The organism is Curtobacterium sp. VKM Ac-2884 (assembly GCF_015350945.1).
In the GTDB taxonomy this organism is placed as follows: Bacteria; Actinomycetota; Actinomycetes; order Actinomycetales; family Microbacteriaceae; genus Curtobacterium.
Map to the genome: position 1 here is coordinate 40,418 of NZ_JADKSA010000008.1, position 20,832 is coordinate 61,249.

The 20,832-nt window shown below is 71.2% G+C and carries 19 protein-coding genes; 8 read left to right on the top strand and 11 right to left on the bottom strand.

The features are described from left to right. Positions 1 to 20 precede the first annotated feature (20 nt). The gene (locus tag ITJ60_RS18025) at positions 21 to 1,064 is read right to left on the bottom strand and encodes an NAD(P)-dependent alcohol dehydrogenase (RefSeq protein WP_194648938.1); all 1,044 of its coding nucleotides are present in this window, start codon (positions 1,062 to 1,064) and stop codon (positions 21 to 23) included. Positions 1,065 to 1,086: 22 nt separating this feature from the next. Next, entirely contained in the window at positions 1,087 to 1,701 is a 615-nt protein-coding gene (locus tag ITJ60_RS18030; protein ID WP_194648939.1) for a DUF805 domain-containing protein, read from the bottom strand. A gap of 123 nt (positions 1,702 to 1,824) precedes the next feature. Here ITJ60_RS18030 and ITJ60_RS18035 point away from each other — a divergent pair, with 123 nt between their 5' ends. Both ITJ60_RS18035 and ITJ60_RS18040 read left to right on the top strand, forming a co-directional pair. Beyond that, positions 1,825 to 2,265: an OsmC family protein gene (locus tag ITJ60_RS18035; RefSeq protein WP_111085865.1), complete on the top strand. Its 441-nt coding sequence runs from the start codon at positions 1,825 to 1,827 to the stop codon at positions 2,263 to 2,265. Positions 2,266 to 2,378: 113 nt separating this feature from the next. Then, on the top strand, positions 2,379 to 3,908 hold the full coding sequence (locus tag ITJ60_RS18040) for a threonine/serine ThrE exporter family protein (RefSeq protein ID WP_194648940.1): 1,530 nt from the start codon (positions 2,379 to 2,381) through the stop codon (positions 3,906 to 3,908). 37 nt (positions 3,909 to 3,945) lie between these two features. Here ITJ60_RS18040 and ITJ60_RS18045 read toward each other — a convergent pair whose 3' ends face one another. Beyond that, positions 3,946 to 4,629, bottom strand: coding sequence for a TetR/AcrR family transcriptional regulator (locus tag ITJ60_RS18045; RefSeq protein ID WP_159570694.1), 684 nt, complete (start codon positions 4,627 to 4,629; stop codon positions 3,946 to 3,948). A gap of 178 nt (positions 4,630 to 4,807) precedes the next feature. On the opposite strand from ITJ60_RS18045, the gene ITJ60_RS18050 reads away from it, so the two are divergent. Then, positions 4,808 to 5,125: a hypothetical protein gene (locus tag ITJ60_RS18050; RefSeq protein WP_194648941.1), complete on the top strand. Its 318-nt coding sequence runs from the start codon at positions 4,808 to 4,810 to the stop codon at positions 5,123 to 5,125. A 90-nt stretch (positions 5,126 to 5,215) separates the two neighbouring features. On the opposite strand, the gene ITJ60_RS18055 is transcribed toward ITJ60_RS18050, so the two are convergent. Then, complete coding sequence (locus ITJ60_RS18055; protein WP_123294855.1) at positions 5,216 to 6,142, bottom strand: SDR family oxidoreductase; 927 nt, start codon at positions 6,140 to 6,142, stop codon at positions 5,216 to 5,218. Positions 6,143 to 6,340: 198 nt separating this feature from the next. On the opposite strand from ITJ60_RS18055, the gene ITJ60_RS18060 reads away from it, so the two are divergent. Then, positions 6,341 to 7,072 (top strand): hypothetical protein, encoded by a 732-nt coding sequence (locus ITJ60_RS18060; RefSeq protein ID WP_159570685.1) that lies wholly within the window; start codon positions 6,341 to 6,343, stop codon positions 7,070 to 7,072. 1 nt (position 7,073) lies between these two features. Here the strand turns inward: ITJ60_RS18060 and ITJ60_RS18065 are convergent, their stop codons facing one another. The 3 genes from ITJ60_RS18065 to ITJ60_RS18075 all read right to left on the bottom strand — a co-directional run bounded on the left by ITJ60_RS18065 (position 7,074) and on the right by ITJ60_RS18075 (position 10,826). Further along, entirely contained in the window at positions 7,074 to 7,856 is a 783-nt protein-coding gene (locus ITJ60_RS18065) for an endonuclease/exonuclease/phosphatase family protein (protein ID WP_194648942.1), read from the bottom strand. A gap of 34 nt (positions 7,857 to 7,890) precedes the next feature. Next, positions 7,891 to 9,384 carry an LCP family protein gene (locus tag ITJ60_RS18070; RefSeq protein WP_159570680.1) on the bottom strand — a complete coding sequence of 498 codons (1,494 nt, stop codon included), beginning with the start codon at positions 9,382 to 9,384 and terminating at the stop codon, positions 7,891 to 7,893. A gap of 89 nt (positions 9,385 to 9,473) precedes the next feature. Then, on the bottom strand, positions 9,474 to 10,826 hold the full coding sequence (locus ITJ60_RS18075; protein ID WP_194648943.1) for an MFS transporter: 1,353 nt from the start codon (positions 10,824 to 10,826) through the stop codon (positions 9,474 to 9,476). Between the two features lie 108 nt (positions 10,827 to 10,934). Between ITJ60_RS18075 and ITJ60_RS18080 the strand changes: the two genes are divergently transcribed. Both ITJ60_RS18080 and ITJ60_RS18085 read left to right on the top strand, forming a co-directional pair. Then, a complete protein-coding gene (locus ITJ60_RS18080; RefSeq protein ID WP_194648944.1) occupies positions 10,935 to 13,181 on the top strand; it encodes an FAD-dependent oxidoreductase in 2,247 nt (748 codons plus the stop codon). Between the two features lie 29 nt (positions 13,182 to 13,210). Then, positions 13,211 to 13,987 carry an IclR family transcriptional regulator gene (locus ITJ60_RS18085; RefSeq protein WP_159570672.1) on the top strand — a complete coding sequence of 259 codons (777 nt, stop codon included), beginning with the start codon at positions 13,211 to 13,213 and terminating at the stop codon, positions 13,985 to 13,987. A gap of 192 nt (positions 13,988 to 14,179) precedes the next feature. On the opposite strand, the gene ITJ60_RS18090 is transcribed toward ITJ60_RS18085, so the two are convergent. Together ITJ60_RS18090 and ITJ60_RS18095 are read right to left on the bottom strand one after the other, a co-directional pair. Then, positions 14,180 to 14,830 carry a GntR family transcriptional regulator gene (locus tag ITJ60_RS18090; protein WP_123339124.1) on the bottom strand — a complete coding sequence of 217 codons (651 nt, stop codon included), beginning with the start codon at positions 14,828 to 14,830 and terminating at the stop codon, positions 14,180 to 14,182. 12 nt (positions 14,831 to 14,842) lie between these two features. Then, positions 14,843 to 16,966 carry an MMPL family transporter gene (locus ITJ60_RS18095; RefSeq protein WP_194648945.1) on the bottom strand — a complete coding sequence of 708 codons (2,124 nt, stop codon included), beginning with the start codon at positions 16,964 to 16,966 and terminating at the stop codon, positions 14,843 to 14,845. Between the two features lie 88 nt (positions 16,967 to 17,054). Here ITJ60_RS18095 and ITJ60_RS18100 point away from each other — a divergent pair, with 88 nt between their 5' ends. Next, the gene (locus ITJ60_RS18100) at positions 17,055 to 17,468 is read left to right on the top strand and encodes a MarR family winged helix-turn-helix transcriptional regulator (RefSeq protein WP_194648946.1); all 414 of its coding nucleotides are present in this window, start codon (positions 17,055 to 17,057) and stop codon (positions 17,466 to 17,468) included. Between the two features lie 78 nt (positions 17,469 to 17,546). Then, positions 17,547 to 18,596, top strand: coding sequence for an LCP family protein (locus tag ITJ60_RS18105; protein ID WP_194648947.1), 1,050 nt, complete (start codon positions 17,547 to 17,549; stop codon positions 18,594 to 18,596). Between the two features lie 88 nt (positions 18,597 to 18,684). On the opposite strand, the gene ITJ60_RS19430 is transcribed toward ITJ60_RS18105, so the two are convergent. Next, on the bottom strand, positions 18,685 to 19,377 hold the full coding sequence (locus ITJ60_RS19430) for a transglycosylase family protein (RefSeq protein ID WP_131844842.1): 693 nt from the start codon (positions 19,375 to 19,377) through the stop codon (positions 18,685 to 18,687). Positions 19,378 to 19,679: 302 nt separating this feature from the next. Next, a complete protein-coding gene (gene rlmC / locus ITJ60_RS18115) occupies positions 19,680 to 20,831 on the bottom strand; it encodes a 23S rRNA (uracil(747)-C(5))-methyltransferase RlmC (protein ID WP_194648948.1) in 1,152 nt (383 codons plus the stop codon). Position 20,832 lies beyond the last annotated feature (1 nt).

The following is a 20,832-nucleotide window of genomic DNA, read 5'->3' on the forward strand; positions in this document are numbered from 1 at the left end:
CGACCAGGGACACCGCGAGGTCAGAGCGTCGGGACGACCACCGCGCGACCCGACAGCTCGCCGGCCTCGAGCTTCCGGTAGGCCTCGAGCGCGTCCGACAGCGCGTAGCGCTCCACGTCGGGGACGATCTGCCCGGCGCGGTACATGGCGACGACCTCGTGCAGGTCCTCGATGGTGCCCCAGTAGGTGTTCGTGATGGTCGACTCGTACGGCGTCCGGAAGAAGTTCCACTCGGTGGTGCCACCGGCGATCCCGACGACGGTGAACCGGCCGCCCACGGCCATGGACGCCTGCGCGACCTTGATGGTGGGCGTCGCCCCGACGAAGTCGAACGCGGCGTCGACCCCGCGGCCGCCGGTGACCTCGCGGATCGCAGCGGCCTGGTCCGGCCCGCCGGGCACCGTGATCGCGCCACGGGCGGCAGCGCGGTCCATGGCGTCCTGCTTCACGTCGGTCGCGATGACCGTGGCGCCGGTGAGCGCGGTGAGGATCTGCACGGCGATCTGCCCGAGGCCGCCCAGGCCGACGACCAGCGCGTACTTGCCGCCGCCTGCCAGGTTCGGCAGCGCGTTCTTGATCGCGTGGTACGGCGTGAGCGCGGCGTCGCTGAGCGGTGCGGCGGCGATCGGGTCGGCGTCACCGAGCGGCACGAGGTTGCGAGCGGGGACGCTGACGTACTCGGCCATGCCGCCGTCGCGCCCGAGACCGATGCCCATGTACGGGTTGGTCGCGGCGTTCTCGCAGTAGGTGTCCTGCCCCTTCGAGCAGTACGAGCAGTGCCCGCAGCCGACCGGCCCGTAGACCAGGTAGGCGTCGCCCTCGGTGAACCCGGTCACGCCGTCACCGACGGACTCGACCCAGCCGGAGTTCTCGTGCCCGAGGACGAACGGGGGCTGCTGCGACCCCGGAGCCCCGGCGGCGAACTCGCGGTACACCGCGACGTCCGAGTGGCACGCACCGGCGCCGGCGACCTTGAGGAGCACCTCCCCCGGACCCGGGATGGGCTTCGGGACCTCCGTCAGGGACGGGAAGGTCTGGTACTGCTCGAACACGACGGCGCGCATGGTGGGTCTCCTTTGAACACGATCACGCTACACCTGTTGTTGTGGGCAACACTTGTTGCCTGTCTCCGTCGGGCACCCGCCGCCCGGCGAACAGGCCCCGGTCGAACCGAGCACCCTCCGGACGAGCCCGGAAGGTGACCATGCCCATCACCACGAGCCACCCGATCGGCCCGGTGAACACGAGGAGCAAGATCCACAGCCCGGTGTGGTCCCGGTCGTGCAGTCGCCGGACGAGCAGCGACCACCGCGGCACGATCGTGACGATCGTCGGGACGAGCAGCGCCAGGTCCCACGCGTCCGGCCAGACATCCCGTGGACCGGACCCCCAGCCGAACCACGCCCCCTGCCCGCGGTCGAGCAGGTGGAAGGACACCAGCGGCGAGGGGACGGCCCCGAGCGGATCGACGTACAGCTCCCACCGCCCGCCGGTTCCGTGCACGCCGACGATCCAGAGCGCGGCTCCGACGACCGCGAGCTCGAGCGCGACGACCCACCAGAACTCCGACCGACTCGCCCGCCCGTGGAACCGCCACCCCTGCGTCCAGAACCGCACCCAGGCGATCACCGGGTTCGTGACGTCGACCGGCCCCTGCTCGAGCACACGGTCACGGAACGTCGTGGCTGCATTGTCCCCCATGCGCCCGATCGTAGGGCAGACCTGCGTCTTCGCCGTGAGCCGCTTGCGAGAACGCGCGTTCTCCGCTTGACTCGGCTGCGACGGTCCCACTCGGGTCCGATCCCCCACACGAAAGGAGCGGCCATGCCCACGCGCACCGCACGCACCGCCTGGAACGGCGGCCTCAACGACGGTTCCGGCCAGGTCGAACTCTCCAGCTCGAAGGTCGGCACCTACGACGTCTCGTTCCCGAAGCGCGCCGCTGACGAGGCCGGTGGCAGCACCAGCCCCGAGGAGCTCATCGCCGCCGCACACTCGGCCTGCTACGCCATGCAGTTCTCCGCCGTCCTCGGCGAGGCCGGCGGCACGGTCGAGGCCCTCGACGTCAAGGCCGACGTCTCGCTCGGCCCGGACTCCGCCGGCGGCTTCAAGCTCACCGGCATCGCCCTGACCGTGCACGGCGAGGTCACCGGCATCGACGAGGCGACCTTCCTGAAGGCCGCCGAGGACGCCAAGGCGACCTGCCCGGTCAGCAAGGCACTCACCGGCGTCGACATCACGCTCGACGCGACGTTCGAGCAGTAGTCGGGTCGCGTCCGAGACGCGACCGACCACCTGACGGGAGGCCCGGTGCCAGCTGGCACCGGGCCTCCCGTCCGCTCTGGTCGCGTCCAGATCGCGACTGGCACCATGGTCGGATGGCCGAGCAGCACTTCCCCGGCGAACCGAAACCGGGGCGCCCACACCGGCCGCCCCGCCCCCGACGCCGCAGCCTGGCGCAGCACGATCTGCGCGACGCCCGTGCCCGACTGCGCGGCACGATCTACGAGCACGTCGAACCCGACGCCAAGGGGCGCGACCAGTACACCGCGGCCCAGATCGTCGACTTCTGCCTCGACCTGGCCGAGGTGATGCTCGCGTCCGGTGCCGACACCCGCAGCGTCGAGACCGCCGTCGTCGCGGTGTCGACGAAGTGGAACCTGGCCCCGCTCGACCTCGACTTCTCCGGCAGCTCGGTGACGATCCAGTACGCGCCGGCCGACATCCCGCCGCTCGTGAAGGTCCGGACCGTGAGTTCCGACGGCTCCGACCTCGACCGGCTCGCGCGCGCGAACCAGATCGTGGACGACCTGATCCACGACCAACGGGACATGACCTCGGGCGTCAGCGCCCTCGTGGCGGTGCTGCGGATGCCGCCGCGCTGGCCCACGTGGCTCGCCGACGTCGGGCTCTCGATCCTGGGGACCTCGATCGCGATGCAGGCCGGTGGTGGGTGGCGAGCGGGCATCGGCGCCTTCGTGCTGATGTTCGGGATCATCCTGTCCGGGCGCTGGCTGACCGGTCGTGGCTACCCGCAGTTCTTCGTGTCCGGGGCGCAGGGAGCGGTCGCGTCGGTGATCGGCACCCTGGCCATCGGTGCGGGCGTCCTGCACCCGGCGGGCGCCGCCACGATGGTCGCCGCCCTGGTGGTGCTGCTCCTGCCGCACGTCTCGCTCGTGACCTGGGCCCAGGACGCGATCTCCGGCTTCCGTGCGATGGCGGTCGCTCGGGCGTTCTACATCGGCCTGGTCATCGCCGCGATCGTCGTGGGGGTGCCCGCGGGGATCGCGATGACGAAGTGGCTGCACCTCGAGGTCGACCCGTCGGGCATCGTCACCCAGGCGCTGCCGTTGTGGGCGTCACTCTCGCTCACGGTGGTGTCGGCCGGGGCGAACTGCTTCGTGCAGCAGGCCAGCGCACGGGTGATCCCCGTCGCCGTGGTGTTCTCGGTGGCCGCGGGTGCCTCGCTGTGGGGACTGCGGCAGCTCGGCCTGCCGCTGCTCGGCGCGACGTTCCTGGCCGCGGTCCTGCTCGGCGTGCTGTCCACCTACGCAGCCGCGCGGATGCGGACCGCGGTCGCGGCGATCGCGGTGCCGGCGTTCTGCGGAGCGCTGTTGCCCGGTGTCGCCGTGTCGAACGCACTGCTGAACTTCATGTCGGGCTCGTCGAGCGCGGCCCTCGACTTCGTGGCCGCGGTCTCCGTGGCGCTCGGGATCGGTGCCGGGCTCGTGCTCGGCGGCCTGTTCGCGACACCGGGCGCGCGCCGGGCACTCCGGCGGACCCGTCGGGTCGTCGTGCACTCGGTCCACAACGACACCACCGCGCTCCGGGTCATCCGCGACACCGGGTACGACCCAGGCGACGGCTCGGTGCCGCGCGGGTCACGGTCTGCGCCGGGCGGGCGCTGACGGTGCGGCGCTCCGGACGGGCGCTGCCGGTCCGGGCTCAGATGTCCCAGCTGCCGTCGTCGCCGTCGCTCCACGTCGCGTGCCGGCGGGCGGCCTGCGGCTCGTAGCGCTCCATCCAGCCGCGCTCGAGTCGGGCCACCGCACGGTCGAACGCCGGAACCAGGTCGAGGTCCGAGCGGAGTAGGGCCTGGAGCTGCAGGCCCTCGTACAGTGCGATGAGCTGTTCGGCGCCGCGACGGGGCTCCATGGTGTGCGGGGCGCGGCCGACGGCGATGTCGTGCTCGAGGCCACGCTTCACCTGTGCGTAGAAGAGCTGGTAGCGCGACCGCAGGTACGTCGCCATCGGGTGCTCGGGGTTGCCCGCGACGGACAGCAGGGCGACGAGCAGACGCATGAGCGCGGGGTCCTCGGCGTTCGACGCGACGATCGCGCGCAGGAGCTCGACGGTCGAACCATCGCCGACCTCGCGGGTGACCTCGTCCATCCGACCGCCGTTCCAGCGGTCGACGGCTGCGAGCACCAGGCCGTCCCAGGACGGGAAGTGCTGCTGGAGCTCCTCGACGGGGATGCCCATCCGCTCGGCGACGTGCACGGCGCGTGCTTCGTGGAAGGGAACGTCACGGAGCAGGTCGACGGTGGCTCCCACGATCGTGATCCGGAGGTGCAGGGTCGCCGCCGCGGCCGCTGCGGCCTGCGTGTCGGCGCTGGTGTTCTCGAGCATCGTGCCCTCCGTCGTTCCACGGACGTCCTGTCCGAGGTCGCCCCGACCCGGGGCACGTCCATCCAAACGCAGAACGGGGGACAACAGAATCCCCGGTACGGGTGTCAGCACATGGGGGGACACGGACACCGACACCACGCCCAGCGCGTTCGCACGGATCCGTGTGACGATGCCGGGCATGACCCCGAACGACCCCACCGCACAGGGACTCGCGACGATGGCCTCGGCCGGCTTCGAGTTCGGCGGCGACCCGGATCAGGTCGCGCACGACGTCCGCGCGATGTGGGAGCAACTCGGCCGACCCGCGGGGGCGTTCGACGCCGCCGCCCGGGCCATCGCGGTGCTGCCGCAGCGCCCCGAGGTGCCGATCGTCGACCAGGCACGTCGCCGCGCGTTCGAGCACGCGATCGGCATCAACCCGGTCGAGGTCGAACTCGCGGCAGCACTGTCGGCGCGGGAACTCCTCGAGCGGATGGCGCGCGCCGTCACCTGCTGACGTCACCACGGCCACAGACGGGACCACCCGGACGACGGGAGGCGCGGTACCCACCGGCACCGCGCCTCCCGTCAGCCCGTCGGCGACGCGCTACGGCGTCGGCATCCCACCGTCGACGTGGAGCGTCTCGCCGACCACGTAGGACGACTCACCGCTCGCCAGGAACACGTACGCCGGCGCCAGTTCGGCCGGCTGCCCCCAGCGGCCCAGGTAGGTCTGCTCGCCCGCGGACGGCAGCGCCTCGGGCGGCTGCCCGCCGGCCGGCTGCAGCGGCGTCCAGATCGGCCCCGGTGCGACGGCGTTGACGCGGATGCCCTTCGGTGCGAGCTGCGCGGCCAGGCCCTTCGCCAGGTTGTTCACGGTGGCCTTCGTGGCCGCGTAGTGCACCAGGTGCGGCGACGGCGCGTAGGCCTGGATCGACGTCGTGTTGATGATCGTGGAGCCCGGCTGCAGGTGCGGAACGGCGGCCTTCGTGATCCGGAACGTCGCGTAGGCGTTCGTCTTGAACGTCTCGTCGAACTCCTCGTCCGAGATGTCCTCGATCGAGGAGACGTTCTGCTGCTTGCCCGCGTTGTTCACCAGGATGTCGATCCCGCCGAGCTGTGCGACGGTGTCGGCGACGATCTGCTCGCAGACCGCGAGTGAGGTGATGTCGCCGGGCAGCGCGACGGCCTTGCGTCCGGCTGCCTCGATGAGCGCGACGATGCGATCGGCGTCCTCCTGCTCCTCGGGCAGGTACGAGATCGCGACGTCGGCGCCCTCGCGTGCGTAGGCGATGGCGACCGCTGCGCCGATGCCGGAGTCGCCACCGGTGACGAGGGCCTTGCGGCCCGTCAGACGGCCGGAGCCGCGGTAGGTGTCCTCACCGTGGTCGGCGGGGACGTTCTCCGCCATCTCGGCGTCGGTGCCGGCGCCCTCGAGGTACTGCTCGTCGGGCTTCTTGTCGGCGTACATCTTCGTCGGGTCCTGCATGGCGTACTGGTCGAGCCCTGCCTGGTCGTTCTGCTGGTCCGTCATGCCGCCGACGGTACGCAGGGGCGCACCACGGGCCGTCCAGGAGGCTGTCCCCCGGCGCGCGGAGCGGCCAGCGTCCGCCGGCCGCACCGGTCCAGGGCTGCAGTTGCGTCTTCCTCGTTTGTCACGGTCCGGTGACGGCCAGGACCCGATTCGGTAACACCTGTCGTTCTGGACGGCTCGGGGTCGTACCGTCGAACGGTGACCCCTCGGACCCTGCTGGCGCTCGGCGCTGCCGTGCTCGCCTTCTCGGCCGGTGCGCTGGCGCTCGACGGCACCACCGGGCTCGGAGCGGACACCGCCGTGGCGGCGGAGACGTCGCACGACGCCGCTCCGGTGCACGTGTCGAACGCGAAGCTCCGGCGGGTCGACTCGATCGAGCTCGACGCCGAGTCCCTGGTGCTCCGCAACGGCGGGAAGACCGTCATCGAGTCCTCGATGCGCGACTCCCGGTTGACCGTGAGCCTGCTCGACCGCCTGCTCGGCACCCCGTCGCGCACCCAGACGGCCGAGGGCGACGGCGGCGCGTGCTTCCCGGCCGGTACCACCTACACGTGGGGTGGCGCCATCCGCGTCGCGGCCCTGGCCACCGATGCGCGGGCGGGCAACGCCGTCGAGATCCGGGTGCTGCGCGACGAGGTCCGCAGCCGGCTCGGTGCACGGATCGAGCTGACCGGCCCCGGCGGCGTGCAGGTCGGTGACGACATCGCCGACGAGATCGCGGACGCCCCGCGCTCCGAACGGGTGTCCTACGGTTCGGACGACTCCCGCGCGTGGCAGTTGCTGCTGCGCGAGGGCTGGGTCGACCCCACCTCGGACGACGAGCGCACGGACGACCCGGCCGGCACCAACGGCGTCTCGGCCCTGACGAACGAGACCACGGTCACGGTGCTCGGCTCCCCGATGCCCGTGCACGCGCAGCGGAGCTGCTGACTCACACGCGGATCGTCGCGACCACCGGGAAGTGATCACTCGCGAACCACGTCTCCGGCCCGTCGTGGTCGATGACGACCCGGTCGGTACCGGTGACCCCGCGGGTCAGCACCCAGTCGATGCGCTCCCCGGTGTCCACCGGCGGCAGCCAGTCGTTGAACGTCGCGGTCCGGTCACCCGGGTCACCCGCGAGCACCCAGGTGTCGTCGAACCCGGCGTCGGCGAAGACCCGTGACGCGGTTCCGGCACCGGCCGGCTCGTTGCAGTCCCCGGCGACGATGACCGGACCGGTCTCCCGCGCGAGCCGTTCGACGATGAGCGCCGCACTCTTGCCGCGCACCTCGTCGCCGTGCTCGCCGGGTTCGTGGTCCAGGTGCGTGGTGAGCACCGTCACCGCAGGTCCGTCGGTGTCCAGGAACACGGCGTGGTTCGCGATGCGCGGGAACAGGCTGCCCCACGTGTTCGAGACCGGCTCGTCCGGGGTGTCCGACAGCCAGAACGAGCCCTCGTCCGTCGGTCGGAACCGGTCGCGACGGTAGAACACCGCCGGGTGCTCCCCCGCGGCGCCACCCTCACGGCCCTGTCCGACGTCCGCGTGGCCCGGCAGCCCGGCGCGCAGGTCGTCGAGCTGGTGCGCGAAGGCCTCCTGCACGCACACCAGGTCCGGGTCGTGCCGACGGATGACGTCGAGGAGCACGGGGAGTCGGGCCGGCCAGTCGTGCTCCGGATCCGGGTTCTTGATGTTGTAGGTCATCAGGACGATCGGACGCGCTGCGCTGCTCACCCCTCGAACCTAGCGATCCGGTGCGGCCGCGGCCTCAGTTGATGCAGGTGCCCTCGGTGCCGTAGTTGTGCACGTCGGTCGACTTCGGCGCCGGCTCCTTCGTCGCCTGCTTGCTCGGCTTCGACCCCGAGCCGGTGTCGGCAGGCGTCGAGGCGGGCGCGCTCGGCACGCTGGCGGCCTTCGGGGCCTTGCCGTCGGTACCGAGCACCAGCGTGACGCCGGTCACGGCACCGGTCCGGACCGCGACGGCACCGGGCACGGCCGCCGCGACCGCCTTCGCCTGGGCCTCCTGGCCGGCGGGGTACTGCACCTGCGTGGCCGTGGTGGGGTCCGAGGAACCGGGCGGTGCGACCTGGAACCCGCGGCTCGTCAGGACCTGACCCGCTGCGGCGGCGGCCCCCGTGACACCGCTGCCGTTCAGCACGGTGACCGAGGTGTTCGCGGGCTGCGCGGCCGCGGCCTTCGTGTAGGTGTCCGGTTCGCCGACCAGTCCCTGCACGAAGGCGGGCAGCCCGACGGTGTCGATCTCGACGATCGACAGCGCGGAACCGTTCACGTAGATGGTCGGCGTGCCGAGGGTGGGGATCGTGGCGGACTGGATGTTGGCCGGCCGCAGGTTGCTCATCTGCGAGGCGAGGTCGAGCAGGTTCGTGTCCGTCTGGATCGAACCCCCGACCGCCTTCAGGATGTTGCCCATCTTGACCGGGTTGAGCAGCGTGCCCGCGGACGTGACCTTCCGGGCCTCCTGCGACAGGAAGTACTGCTGTCGGACGTTGCGGTCCAGGTCGCCGTTCGGCAGACCGTGGCGCTGGCGGACGAACGACAGGGCCTGCTTGGCGTCGAGCGTGGACTTGCCGGCCGGCAGGTCGACGCCGGAGTACGGGTCGTTGGTCGCCTGGTTCAGGCAGACCTCGACCGGGCCGAGCTCCTTGACCACCTGGTAGAAACCGAGCAGCGAGACCCGGACGTAGTGGTCGATCTGCAGGCCACTCAGGTTCTCGATGGTCTTGATGAGCATCTTCGCGCCACCGGTGTCGCCGCCACCGTTGAGCGTGCCGTAGTAGAAGGCACTGTTGAGCTTGCCCTTGCCGACGTCCGGGATGTCGACGTACGAGTCGCGGGGGAACGAGATCATCGTCGCCTGTGAGCCGTCGGCGTTGATGTGCAGGACGATCATCGTGTCGGTGTTCGTCGCCCCGCCGTCCGACTCGGTGCTCAGTTCGGCGAGCTGCTCGGGGGTGGCGTTGTCCGGCCGGTGGTCGTCGCCGACCAGCAGGATGTTCTGCGCCTTGCCGTCGACGTCGTTCTTCGTGTCCTTCTTGCCGGTGATCGCGTTGACGATCGTGACGCCGCCGGACAGCTGGTTGTAGGCGTAGGCCGCGTACCCGCCACTCAGCAGGACCGCCATCGTGAGCACGCCCGCGATCGCCGGGAACACCACGCCCGCTCGTCGCTTCTGGCGCCCGTGGCGCGGCGTCACGGCACCGCGGCGCGCGGGTTCCGTCGTCTGCTCGGGTTCGTTGCTCACCGGGAAACCATAACCGGAGCGCGCGCAGGGGACATGGAATCCGCCTGGTAGGTCACCCCACAGCCCCTGCGACACCCCTCACGTGCAGCTCACTCGGCAGCGAGCCCCTGCTTGTGCGTCTCGCGTGCGCGGAGGACCGTCACGCCGGTGATCGCGGCGGCCGCCATCACGTAGAAGGCCGGCGCGAAGGTGTTGCCCGTCGCGCTGATCAGCCACGTGGCGAAGTACGGCGTGATGCCGCCGAAGACCGCGACGCTGATGTTGTAGGCGATGCCCATCGACCCGTAGCGGATGGCGGTCGGGAACAGTTCGGCCATCGCCGCACTCACCGCCCCGTCGAACGCCGCCATGAACAGGCCGAGCAACACCATCGCGGCTGCGGCAGCCCAGAAGTTGCCGGCGTCCATGAGCATGAGCGTCGGGTACGTCAGCACGAGGAACCCCGCGCACCCGGCGAGCATGACGGGCTTCCGACCGATCTTGTCCGAGAGCAGCCCGAAGAACGGCACGAGCCCGGCGATCACCAGGAACCCGATGACGACGACGCCGTAGGACACGAGTGGCGAGTACCCGAGGTCGACCTGCAGGTACGAGGGCATGAAGGTCTGCAGGATCCAGTGGCCGACCGCCTTGAGGACGACGAACCCGACGCAGAAGAGCAGGGCCTTCCACCCCGTGCGGATCGAGCGTCGCAGGGGGTTCGCGGCCACCTCGCCCTTCGCCTTGAGCGCGCGGAACTCCGGGGTGTCCTCGAGCTTCGTGCGCAGGTACAGCCCGACCAGGCCGAGCGGCACGGCGATCAGGAACAGGACACGCCAGCCCCACGACTCGAGTGCCCCGTCGCCGGCGAGCGCCGTGAACAGGAAGACCAGGCCGCCACCGACGATGAACGCCGCGAAGCCGAAGACGTCGATGAAGCTCGTCACGAAGCCGCGCCGGTTCGACGGGGCGTACTCGGCCAGGAGCGTCGTCGCCCCGGCGCCCTCGCCACCGGCGGCGAAGCCCTGCACCAGCCGCACCACGACGAGCAGGATCGGCGCGAGCATCCCGACACTCTGGTACGTCGGCAGGATGCCCATCACGGCGGTCGCGCCGCTCGTGATCAGGATGACCGTCGCCAGCGTGGTCTTCCGGCCGACCCGGTCACCGAGCGACCCCCAGAACAACCCGCCGAGCGGACGCATCACGAAGCCGGCACCGAACACGGCGAAGGCCGACAGCAGTGCGACCTGCGGGTCGCCCTGCTTGAAGAAGTACAGCGAGATGACGGTCGCCAACGTGCCGTAGAGGCCGAAGTCGAACCACTCGACGAAGTGGCCGACGCCCGCAGCGACGATCACCTTCCGCATGCCCTGGCGGCGTGCGTCGTCGCCCAGGGCCACCTGGACGTCGGGGGCGGTGGCGGCATCGACGCTGGGGTGCGTCCGGGTTCCGTCGCTCATGGGTGGGCCTCACACTTCGTTGTCGAGAATTCGTTGACGATAGCACTCGTCGGGCACACATTGCCACACAGTGGGAAAGACGCGCCACCGAGTGATACCGTTCCGAGCATGCAATCCCGTGAACAGCACCACGACGTCGTGGTCGTCGGCGGCGGTCTCGCCGGTGTCAGCGCGGCCGTCGCCGCCGCCCGCCTCGGCTCGAGCGTCGCCCTCGTCACCAACCGCCCGGTCCTCGGCGGCAACGCCTCGAGCGAGATCCGGGTGTGGGTGGTCGGCGCGACGGCGCACGGCACGCAGCGGTTCGCCCGCGAGACCGGGATCATGGGCGAACTCTTCCTCGAGAACCAGTACCGGAACCCGCAGGGCAACGCGGTCTACTGGGACCAGGTGGTGCTCGACCTGGTCCGGGCCGAGCCGAACGTGCACCTCCACCTCAACACCGACGTCCGGACCGTGCAGACGACGGACGACGCCGTCGGCCCACCGCGCATCACCGCCGTCACGGGCTGGACCATGGGGTCGGAGATCGAGACGACGTTCACGGCACCGGTGTTCCTCGACTGCACGGGCGACGGCCTCGTCGGAGCCCTCGCCGGCGCCGAGTACCGCATCGGGCGCGAGGGCCGCGACGAACACGGCGAAGCCTGGGCACCCGAGCAGGCGGACGACGAACTGCTGGGCAGCTCGGTCTTCTTCTCGACGCACGACACCGGCCGGTACGACCGGTTCGTCCCGCCGTCGATCGCCGTCGACCTGTCCACGACGCCGATCCTGGCGAACCGGGCGATCCGGACCGGCGACAACGGCTGCAACTACTGGTGGATCGAGTGGGGCGGCGAACTCGACACCGTCGCCGAAAACGAACGCATCCGCGACGAGCTCTGGGGTGTCGTCTACGGCATCTGGGACCACATCAAGAACTCGGGGGCGTTCGACGCGGACACCCTGACGCTCGACTGGGTGGGCGCGATCCCCGGCAAGCGCGAGTACCGCCGGTTCGTCGGCGACCACACCCTGACGCAGCAGGACCTGCTCGAGCAGCGCTCGTTCCCCGACACGGTGGCGTTCGGCGGTTGGTCGATCGACCTGCACCCCGTCGAGGGCGTCTACGCCGAGACCGCCGGCGCCCAGCAGCGGTACACCGACGGCACCTACGACATCCCGTTCCGGTCGCTGTACTCGGCGAACGTGTCGAACCTGCTGTTCGCCGGCCGCGACATCTCCGCGTCGCACGTCGCCTTCGGGTCCACCCGAGTGATGGCCACCTGCGCAGCCCAGGGGCAGGCAGCGGGCACCGCCGCGCACCTGGTCGCCCGGCACGGCACGACACCACGCTCCCTCGGCACCGAGCAGATCGCCCTGCTGCAGCAGACCCTGCTGCGCGAGGACGCACCGGTCATCGGGGTCCGCGCCGACGACCCCGCCGACCTGGCCCGCGCCGCCCGCATCACCGCGAGCAGCGAGCTGACCACGATCGACACGACGCCGTTCGCGACCGCCGACCGCTTCGACCTCGATCGCGACGTCGCGGTCCTCCTGCCCGCCGACCCCGCGCTCGGCGAGTTCCGGCTCCGCACCGAGGCGGACGACGACACCGATCTCACCATCGAGCTCTGGACCACCGGCAAGCCCCAGAACTACGCCCCGATCGACCACGTCAGCACGCACTCCGCACACGTCGCCGCCGGACCGGGCGAAGCGGTCGTCGATCTGGACTTCCACCCGGACGCACCGTGCAACGCGGTCGTCGTGGTCCGTCGGCAGCCCGGCGTCCGCCTGGTCCTGACCGACGGACACCCCTACGGCGTGATGGCCCTGCGCGCCCGCGCCGCCGACGACGAGCAGTTCGACGACCACATCCCCGAGGAGTCCGGACAGCCCGTGACGGACTGGGAGGCGCGCGCCCTGCGCGGACACGCGTTCGCGTTCACCGCAGCCGGCGAGACGGACGCGTGGCGGGCCTCCCGGGTCAGCGACGGCCACCAGCGCCCGTTCGGCGGACCGCACATGTGGTCGTCCGGTGCGGGTGTCGGCGCAGCCGTGCTCGCGCTCGACTGGGCGGAGCCCGTCGACGTCCACCAGGTGCGCATCGTCTGGAACGACGACGTCGACGCCGACCTCATCAACCTGCACCACCACCGCACCCCCTGGGACGCCGTGCCCACACTCGCCCGCGACTACCGGATCGAGGCGTGCGTCGACGGGACCTGGCGGACGCTCGCCGCGGTCGACGCGAACCGGCACCGCCACCGCATCCACGACGTCGATCCGGTGCGCACGGCGGCCCTGCGGGTCGTCGTGACCGCGACGAACGGATCCCCGTTCGTCACCGCGAGCGCCGTGAAGGTCTCCTGACGCGCGCCGGGACGGGCCAGAATGAGGGGATGGCGACCACCCCTCCGAACCAGAGCATCGAGCGAGCCGCAGCGGTCCTCGGTGCGCTCGGCGCGTCCGACGGCGCGGTGCGAGCCTCCGACATCGCGCGGGCGATCGGGCTGGGGACCTCGACCACCGGGCGGCTCCTGGCGACGCTCGAGTCGCTCGAGTACGTCCGACGCGACCCGGAGACCCAGGCGTACTCGGTCGGTCGGGCCGTGCTCGAGCTCGCCAGCCAGGGGCTCAACCACAACCCGGTGCACCGCGAGAGCCGCTCAGCGGCGCAGGAACTCGCGCACCGGGTCGGGCTGACCGCCAACGTCGGCGTGCAGGACGCCGCGTCGTGCATCTACCTCTGCCACTTCGAGGGGTCGCTCGCGCCGAAGTCGCACACGATGATCGGGATGCGGCAGCCGATGCACGCGTCGGCGCTCGGCAAGGCGCTCATGCTCGACCTGTCGCCGGACGAGCGCCGCTCGCTGCTCGGGGACGACCTGGCCCGGTACACCGACCACACGATCACGACGCACGACGCCCTGACGGCCGACCTCGCCGTCTCGGCAAAGCGCGGCTGGTGCGAGGAGAACCAGGAACTCGCGCTCGGCCGGTTCTGCATCGCGGCACCGATCCGCAACGCCTCGGGGCGGATCGCGGCGGCGCTGTCGATCTCGGGGCGCCTGACGCAGTTGCGTGACCGCGACCTGGACTCCCTCGCCGAGGACCTCATCGAGGTCGCCGACCGCATCAGCGTCGGCCTCGGGATGATCAGCGCCGTCGCGCACTGACGCGGGCGTCGCGGCGCGCCGCCCGCCGCCCGCCGGGACGGGATTCCCGCGAAAGCGACAGTCTGCCGCGGAATGTTCGCGGACATCTGTCGCTTTCGCGCCCGAGACGCGCGTGAGGGCGGACGGGAGGCCCGTGGCGGCGTCGCCACGGGCCTCCCGTCCGGTCTCCTGGTCGCGCGGGGCGGCGGAGCGCTACGCGCGCGACGGCAGCAGGTGGATGGCCTCCATCGCGAGCTCGGCCGCGATCGGGTCCTTCGCCAGGACGGCTGCCTTGAGGTTGGCGAGCTCGGGCAGGATCACCGCGGCCGGGATCAGCTCGGCGAGTTCGGGGACCCGGAGCTTGAAGGACAGTCCGTCGGTGGTCGACCGGCAGAGCTGCACGAGCGACGGGTTGCCGCAGGCGTCCGCCCACTGCGAGTAGATGTCGGCGCCGTTGCGGGCGACCTGGTCCTGCTCGTCGGCACCGACCCGCGCGATGACGTCGTCGAGCATCTTCACGATCTTCTTGCGCTGCGGCTCGGTGAAGTTGGGCACCGCCAGGCGCACGACGCCCCCGTAGATGACGCCGAGCGTGCGGTAGGCGTCGAGGAGCTCGTCCTTCGTCGGGGCCGCCACACGGGTGTAGCGGTTCGGTGCCATCTCGATCAGGCCGGCGCGGGCGAGTTCCGCCAGTGCCTCGCGGATCGGGGTGCGGGAGACCCCGAGCCACGCGATCAGGTCGTCGTCGTTGAGCCGTTCGCCGGGCTCCAGCGTGCCGTCCATGATCGCGTCGCGGATCTTGTCCTGCACGGTGTCACGGAGGAGCTTGCGCTCGGCGGCGGGCTGCGTCGAAGGAACTGGCATGCACCCAGCGTGTCACATGTGATGGTTCGCGCGCGAGAGGCGCGACGGCCACCAGGCCCGCCGACCGAGGTCGTACGCGATCGCCGGCACGAGCAGCGAACGGACGACGATGGTGTCGAGCAGGACGCCGAACGCCACGACGAACGCGATCTGCACGAGGAACAGGATCGGGATGACACCGAGGGCCGCGAACGTCGCCGCGAGCACCACGCCAGCCGAGGTGATCACCCCGCCGGTGACTCCCAGTCCGCGCAGGACCCCCTCGTGCGGCCCGTGCCGCAGCGCCTCCTCCCGCACCCGCGTCATGAGGAAGATGTTGTAGTCCACCCCGAGCGCGACCAGGAACACGAACGAGTACAGCGGCACGCTCGGGTCCGCACCGGGGAAGTGGAACACGTGGTCGAACACGAGCGCGCCGACGCCGAGGGCCGCCGCGAACGACACGATCACGCTGCCGATGAGCACGAGCGGTGCGACGACGCTGCGGAGCAGGAGCATCAGGATGAGCAGGATCACGACCAGCACCACGGGGATGATCAGCGTGCGGTCGCGGATCCCGGTGTCGTTCGTGTCGACGGCCGTCGCGGTGACGCCGCCGACGACCGCGCCGGGATCGACCCGTTCGACGGCGGCGCGGAGGTCGCGGACCGTCTGTTCGGCGGCGTCGGAGTCGGCCGGGTCGGACAGCGTGGCCTCGAGCAGCACGTCGCCCCGCGACACCGTCGGAGCGGCGGCGGCACCGCTCGGGTTCGAGTCGCTCGTCACGGGCACCGTTCCGGACGGTGCGTCCTTCGCGGCGGCGACGACGCCGTCGACGCCGTCGACCCCCGTGACGGCGTCGACGAGTGCGTCGAGGTCGCGCTCCGACCCGATGACCTGCGCCGGGCTGCCGGAGCCGCCGGGGAAGTGGTCGGACAGGACGTCCTGCCCGTCGCGTGCCTGCGAGGCCCCGATGACCAGGTCGCTCTGAGGGACCCCGTCGGCCTTGAGCCCGACCAGGCCCGTGCCCATCGCGAGCAGCCCGACCGTGCAGACGATCCACACCACCCGGGAACGCTTGGCGACGAGCCGACCGACGCGGGCCCAGATGCCGCGCGCGTCCGGTCCGGTGAGCACCGGGTGGGGGCTGCCGTACGCGGGACGGAGCGGCCAGAACGCAGCGCGACGGAACGCGAGCAGCAGGGCGGGCAGCAGCGACAGGGCGGCGAGCAGGCTGAACGCGATGCCGATCGCGGCGACGGGACCGAGCGCCTTGTTCGAGTTGAGGTCGGAGAGCAGCAGGCAGAGCACGCCCACGATGACGGTGCCGCCCGAGGCCAGGATCGGCTCGAGGCTCCCCCGCAGGGCCGCCTTCGTCGCACCCCAGCCGGTGCGGTGGTCGCGCAGCGCCTCGCGGAAACGCGCCGTGTAGAGCAGGGCGTAGTCCGTCGCGGCGCCGATCACCAGGATCGACAGGATCCCCTGCACCTGGCCGTTCACGGTGACGATGTCGGCCTTCGCGAGCCACCACACCACGAGGATCGAGGCGCACAGGGCGAACGTCGCGGTGCCGAGCACGAGGATCGGCAGCAGCGGTGACCGGTAGACGATGATCAGGATCACGAAGACCGCGGCCAGCGCCACCCCGAGCAGCAGGCCGTCGATGCCGGCGAACGCCTCGGTCAGGTCGGCGGTGAACCCGGCGGGCCCGGTGACGTACCCGCTGACACCGCTGGGCAGGGAGTCGTCGACGTCGGCGCGGATCGCCTCGACCGCGTCACCGGTGTCGGCTGCCGTGGTGAGGGTCGCGACGATCTCCACCGCGTCGCCGTCCTCGCTCGGGATCGCCGGGCTGACGGCTTCGACGTCGTCGCGGTCACCGAGCTGGGTCGCGAGGTCCTTCGCCGCGGTCAGGTCGGACGACGACATGCCGCCGTCGCGCTCGAGCACGATGATCGCGGGTGCGCCCGACTCCTGCCGGAACTCCGACGACCGCTCCTGCACCTTGGTGGCGTCGGCCGATGCCGGCAGGAACGAGGTCTGGTCGTTCGTCGACACCTCGGAGATCTTGCCGAAGTACGGACCACCGACGGAGGCGATCGCGAGCCAGACCACGATGACGAGCGCGGGGAGGACGATGCGGAGGAAGCGGGACACGACGGCGAGCGTACACCGATCGTCAGCATGCTGATTACTAGACGGTCTCGAAGCTGATCACGACCGGTGTCGACCGTAGACTGCGCGCATGGACGACACGACCGAGCAGTGGCCCCTCGGCCGGCTCCTGTCGGCCGCGGCACGCTCGGTCGAGCGAGACTGGGACGAACGCCTCCGCGCCATCGGGCTGCCGCACGCCGCCCTCATCGCGGTCGACATCCTGATCCGCACGGGGCCCACCGGCGCCGACACGATCGCCCGCACGGCGCGGGTGCAGCCGCAGACGATGTCACGGACGCTCGAGCGCATGGAGCGGGACGGCCTGGTCGAGCGCACCCCGCACCCCGACGACCGACGCCGGCGCCTCGTGACCGTGACGGATCACGGACGCCGAGCGTGGGAGACCGCTCGGCACATCGAGCGCGAGGTCCTGCCGGACGATCCAGCACTGCGGACGGCGCTGACGGAACTGCTCGGGAAGTCGCGTCGGCCGACCAACTGACACGCTGTACCTGAAATACCACATGCGGTACGATGGGGCGGTCGGTGGCACGCCGACGCGAACCCGTAGGAGTCCCGCATGTCCGAACGACGGGCGGCCCGCCTGGCCGCCGACACCGCCGACACCGCCACCCGCAGCAGGCGGCGCCTCCGACGCCGACGCCCGTTCCTCGTGGCGCTCATCGCGACGATCGGGTCGCTGATCGGCATCGCCGCGGTGATCGCGCCCGTCGCGAGTGTCTTCGTCGGCAACATCGCGCGGAGCTACGACACCCACACGGAGACGATCCCCGACGCTCTCCCGGAGGGCGATCGCCCCGCTGCGACCGACGGCGCGGAGAACATCCTGTTCGTCGGCTCGGACCGTCGCACGAAGGACGACCCGGACGTCGGCAACGCTTCGGGCGGGCGATCCGACGTCCTGATGCTCGCGCACGTCCCCGCCGACCGCAGGGCCGTCTACCTGATGTCGATCATGCGCGACTCGTGGGTCGACGTCCCCGGACACGGGCGCGCGAAGATCAACGCCGCGTACGCCTGGGGCGGCATCCCACTCACCGTGCAGACCGTCGAACAGCTGCTCGACGTCCGGGTCGACCACGTCGCCGAGATCGGGTTCGGCGGGTTCAAGGGCATGACCGACGCACTCGGTGGCGTGACGGTCGACTCCTCTCGAGCCTTCGACGCGCGCGGCCACGACTTCGTCGCCGGCGCGAACCGGCTCGACGGTGACGCCGCACTCGCCTTCGTCCGCGAGCGGTACTCCTTCGCCGACGCCGACCACACCCGTGTCCGGAACCAGCAGGCGTTCATGCGGGGCATCGCACAGGGGCTGTTCTCGCGGGGCGCGATCACGAACCCCGGACGCATCCAGGACTTCGTCACCGCCACGAGCAAGCACCTCGCGGTCGACCCGGGGCTGACGTTCCCGACCCTGGTCGACCTCGGGTGGTCCCTCCGCGATCTCCGGCCCGACGACCTCACGACGTTCACCGTGCCGACGGCCGGATCGGGGACCGCACCGGACGGGCAGTCCTACGTCACGCTCAACGGCCTGGCCGTCGACTCGCTCTCGCAGGCGCTGCGGTCCGACGACGTCGCGGGCTGGCTGGCCGACAACCAGCAGTAGCGCTCCCGTCCCTCTCGACACGCACCACGCACGACGACGCCCCGCGACCGAGGTCGCGGGGCGTCGTCGTGTTCGTTCCGTGGAACGATCAGGCGGGGAGCTGCAGCTCCTGGCCCGAGTAGATGAGGTTCGCGTCGTCGATGGTCGACGTGTTCGCGGCCCACAGCTTGTTCCAGCCGCCGTCGATCTTGAGCTTGGTGGCGATGGTGTCGAGCGTGTCGCCCGAGGCGATCGTGTACGTCTTGCCGCTCGTCTTCACGGCGGCGGGCTTGCTCGGCGTGGTGGCTGCCGGGGCGGCCTCCTGCGCGGGTGCCGGAGCCGGGGTGCTCGGTGCGGCCTGCTCCGGGGCAGCGGGAGCCGGCGCGGCCTGCTGCGTCGGGGCCGGAGCAGCGGGGGCTGCCGGAGCCGGAGCAGCGGCGGCCGGTGCGGCACCGCTCGTGCCGCTCAGGCCGAGCTGGGCCGAGCAGGCGGGCCAGGCGCCCCAGCCCTGCGTGGCGAGGACACGCTCGGCGACGGCGATCTGGGCCTCACGGCTCGCGCCGGCGGGGCTGCCGACGCCACCGTTCGCCTGCCAGGTGCCGAGGTTGAACTGCAGGCCGCCGTAGTAGCCGTTGCCGGTGTTGATGGCCCAGTTGCCGCCGGACTCGCACTGCGCGAGGGCGTCCCAGGTCGAGCCGGACGCAGCGTTCGCGGGGGTTGCCGCGAGGCCGACACCGGTCGCGGCGATGCCGGCGAACGCGAGGCCGCCGACGATGGTGCGGGTACGGGAAAGCTTCTTCATGTGATTGCTCCACCGGGGTCACGAGCCGCTTCGAACGCGGAATCCACTGCCCACCCCGACCGATCGCGGTCAGTTGTGGGGTGCGCCACCGGGGGCAGTGGTCATCGGGCCGGCGGCACCTCGGTCGGCAACCATAGGAAACTCTTCACCGTTATCAAACCGAGACAAACGGTTCTACCCGTTGGTGCTATGTACCCCGCACCTGAACCTGTACGCCTCGATGCCCATGGCCATGGTCATCGACCCGTACCCGGGTACGTCACCTTGGCAGTTCCCTGGCAATGACGGCCAGGAGGCCCGGATCACGCCCGCGACAGCAGCGTGACGGCCTCGAGATGGCCGGTCTGGGGGAACATGTCGAGCACACGCGCGCGGCGCAGCCGGAACGAGGGCATGCGCGCGAGGTCCTTCGCCAGGGTCACCGGGTTGCAGCTCGAGTAGACGACGTGCTGCACGTCGGATTCCTCGAGCCAGGTCGACAGCGCCTCGCCGATCCCGCGTCGTGGCGGGTTCACCAGGACGAGCTCGGGCACCGTGTCGGGTCGGGCGCGGAGTGCGTGCTCGGTGGCGTCGTCGGCGGCGAACCGCAGCCCCTCGAGCCCGGCCTCGCGCGCGGACTGCTTCGCCGAACGGATCGCCTCGGCACTCGTCTCGATGCCCGTCACCGCTCGTCCCGGTCGCGCAGCGTGCAGGGCGAACCCGCCGACGCCGCAGTACAGGTCCCACATCGACGCCGGGTCGAGCTCGTCGATCCACGCCGAGGCCTGCGCGTACAGCTCGGTGGCGACGACGGTGTTGGTCTGGAAGAAGCTCTGCGGCCGCAGGTGCATCGTGATCCCGCCGAGGCGCATCGGCAGCGTCTCCTGCTCGGTGAGCACGATCTCCCGGTCGCCCTCGGTCACGGCCTTGTGCTCGGGCAGCAGGTTCGCCGTGACGACCACCACGTTCGGCAGGGCGTCGCGCAGCACATCGAGGTACTGCCGGATCCGAGTCACCTGCCCTTCGGACCGCAGGACGAACCGCACCATGAGTTCGCCGTCGGGCGACTCGGTGACCAGGACGTACTTCAGCTCGCCGCGTCGGGCAGCGACGTCGTACGGGATCAGCCCCGCGGTCTGGACGAAGTCGGCGAGCAGGGGCAGCGCGTGTCGGATGCCGGGCGTGCAGATCCCGCAGTGCCGCAGGTCGACACCGCGCTGCCGGTGGTCGAGGATGCCGACGGTCGGGTGCTCGGTCGAGCCGCCGACCACCATCTTCGCCTTGTTCCGGTACCCGGACTCGGGGCTCGTGATCGCCGGTGCCCACGTGACGGCTCCGGGGCCACCGGCCGCCTCGACGGCGTCGTGCAGGAGCTCGCGCGTGCGGAGCTCCTTGTCGAGGACCTGGTCGGCGTAGGGCTGCCCCATGAGCGTGCACGACCGGCACACCCCGCGGTCGAAGTAGTCGCACTGCATG

Excerpts from the sequence above, each read along its gene's own strand:
- ITJ60_RS18075 (WP_194648943.1), bottom strand. The coding sequence starts at position 10,826 with ATGAGCGACGGAACCCGGACGCACCCCAGCGTCGATGCCGCCACCGCC.
- ITJ60_RS18035 (WP_111085865.1), top strand. The coding sequence starts at position 1,825 with ATGCCCACGCGCACCGCACGCACCGCCTGGAACGGCGGCCTCAACGAC.
- ITJ60_RS18090 (WP_123339124.1), bottom strand. The coding sequence starts at position 14,830 with ATGCCAGTTCCTTCGACGCAGCCCGCCGCCGAGCGCAAGCTCCTCCGT.
- ITJ60_RS18050 (WP_194648941.1), top strand. The coding sequence starts at position 4,808 with ATGACCCCGAACGACCCCACCGCACAGGGACTCGCGACGATGGCCTCG.
- ITJ60_RS18025 (WP_194648938.1), bottom strand. The coding sequence starts at position 1,064 with ATGCGCGCCGTCGTGTTCGAGCAGTACCAGACCTTCCCGTCCCTGACG.
- ITJ60_RS18085 (WP_159570672.1), top strand. The coding sequence starts at position 13,211 with ATGGCGACCACCCCTCCGAACCAGAGCATCGAGCGAGCCGCAGCGGTC.
- ITJ60_RS19430 (WP_131844842.1), bottom strand. The coding sequence starts at position 19,377 with ATGAAGAAGCTTTCCCGTACCCGCACCATCGTCGGCGGCCTCGCGTTC.
- ITJ60_RS18030 (WP_194648939.1), bottom strand. The coding sequence starts at position 1,701 with ATGGGGGACAATGCAGCCACGACGTTCCGTGACCGTGTGCTCGAGCAG.
- ITJ60_RS18105 (WP_194648947.1), top strand. The coding sequence starts at position 17,547 with ATGTCCGAACGACGGGCGGCCCGCCTGGCCGCCGACACCGCCGACACC.
- ITJ60_RS18040 (WP_194648940.1), top strand. The coding sequence starts at position 2,379 with ATGGCCGAGCAGCACTTCCCCGGCGAACCGAAACCGGGGCGCCCACAC.
- ITJ60_RS18045 (WP_159570694.1), bottom strand. The coding sequence starts at position 4,629 with ATGCTCGAGAACACCAGCGCCGACACGCAGGCCGCAGCGGCCGCGGCG.
- rlmC (WP_194648948.1), bottom strand. The coding sequence starts at position 20,831 with ATGCAGTGCGACTACTTCGACCGCGGGGTGTGCCGGTCGTGCACGCTC.
- ITJ60_RS18100 (WP_194648946.1), top strand. The coding sequence starts at position 17,055 with ATGGACGACACGACCGAGCAGTGGCCCCTCGGCCGGCTCCTGTCGGCC.
- ITJ60_RS18055 (WP_123294855.1), bottom strand. The coding sequence starts at position 6,142 with ATGACGGACCAGCAGAACGACCAGGCAGGGCTCGACCAGTACGCCATG.
- ITJ60_RS18080 (WP_194648944.1), top strand. The coding sequence starts at position 10,935 with ATGCAATCCCGTGAACAGCACCACGACGTCGTGGTCGTCGGCGGCGGT.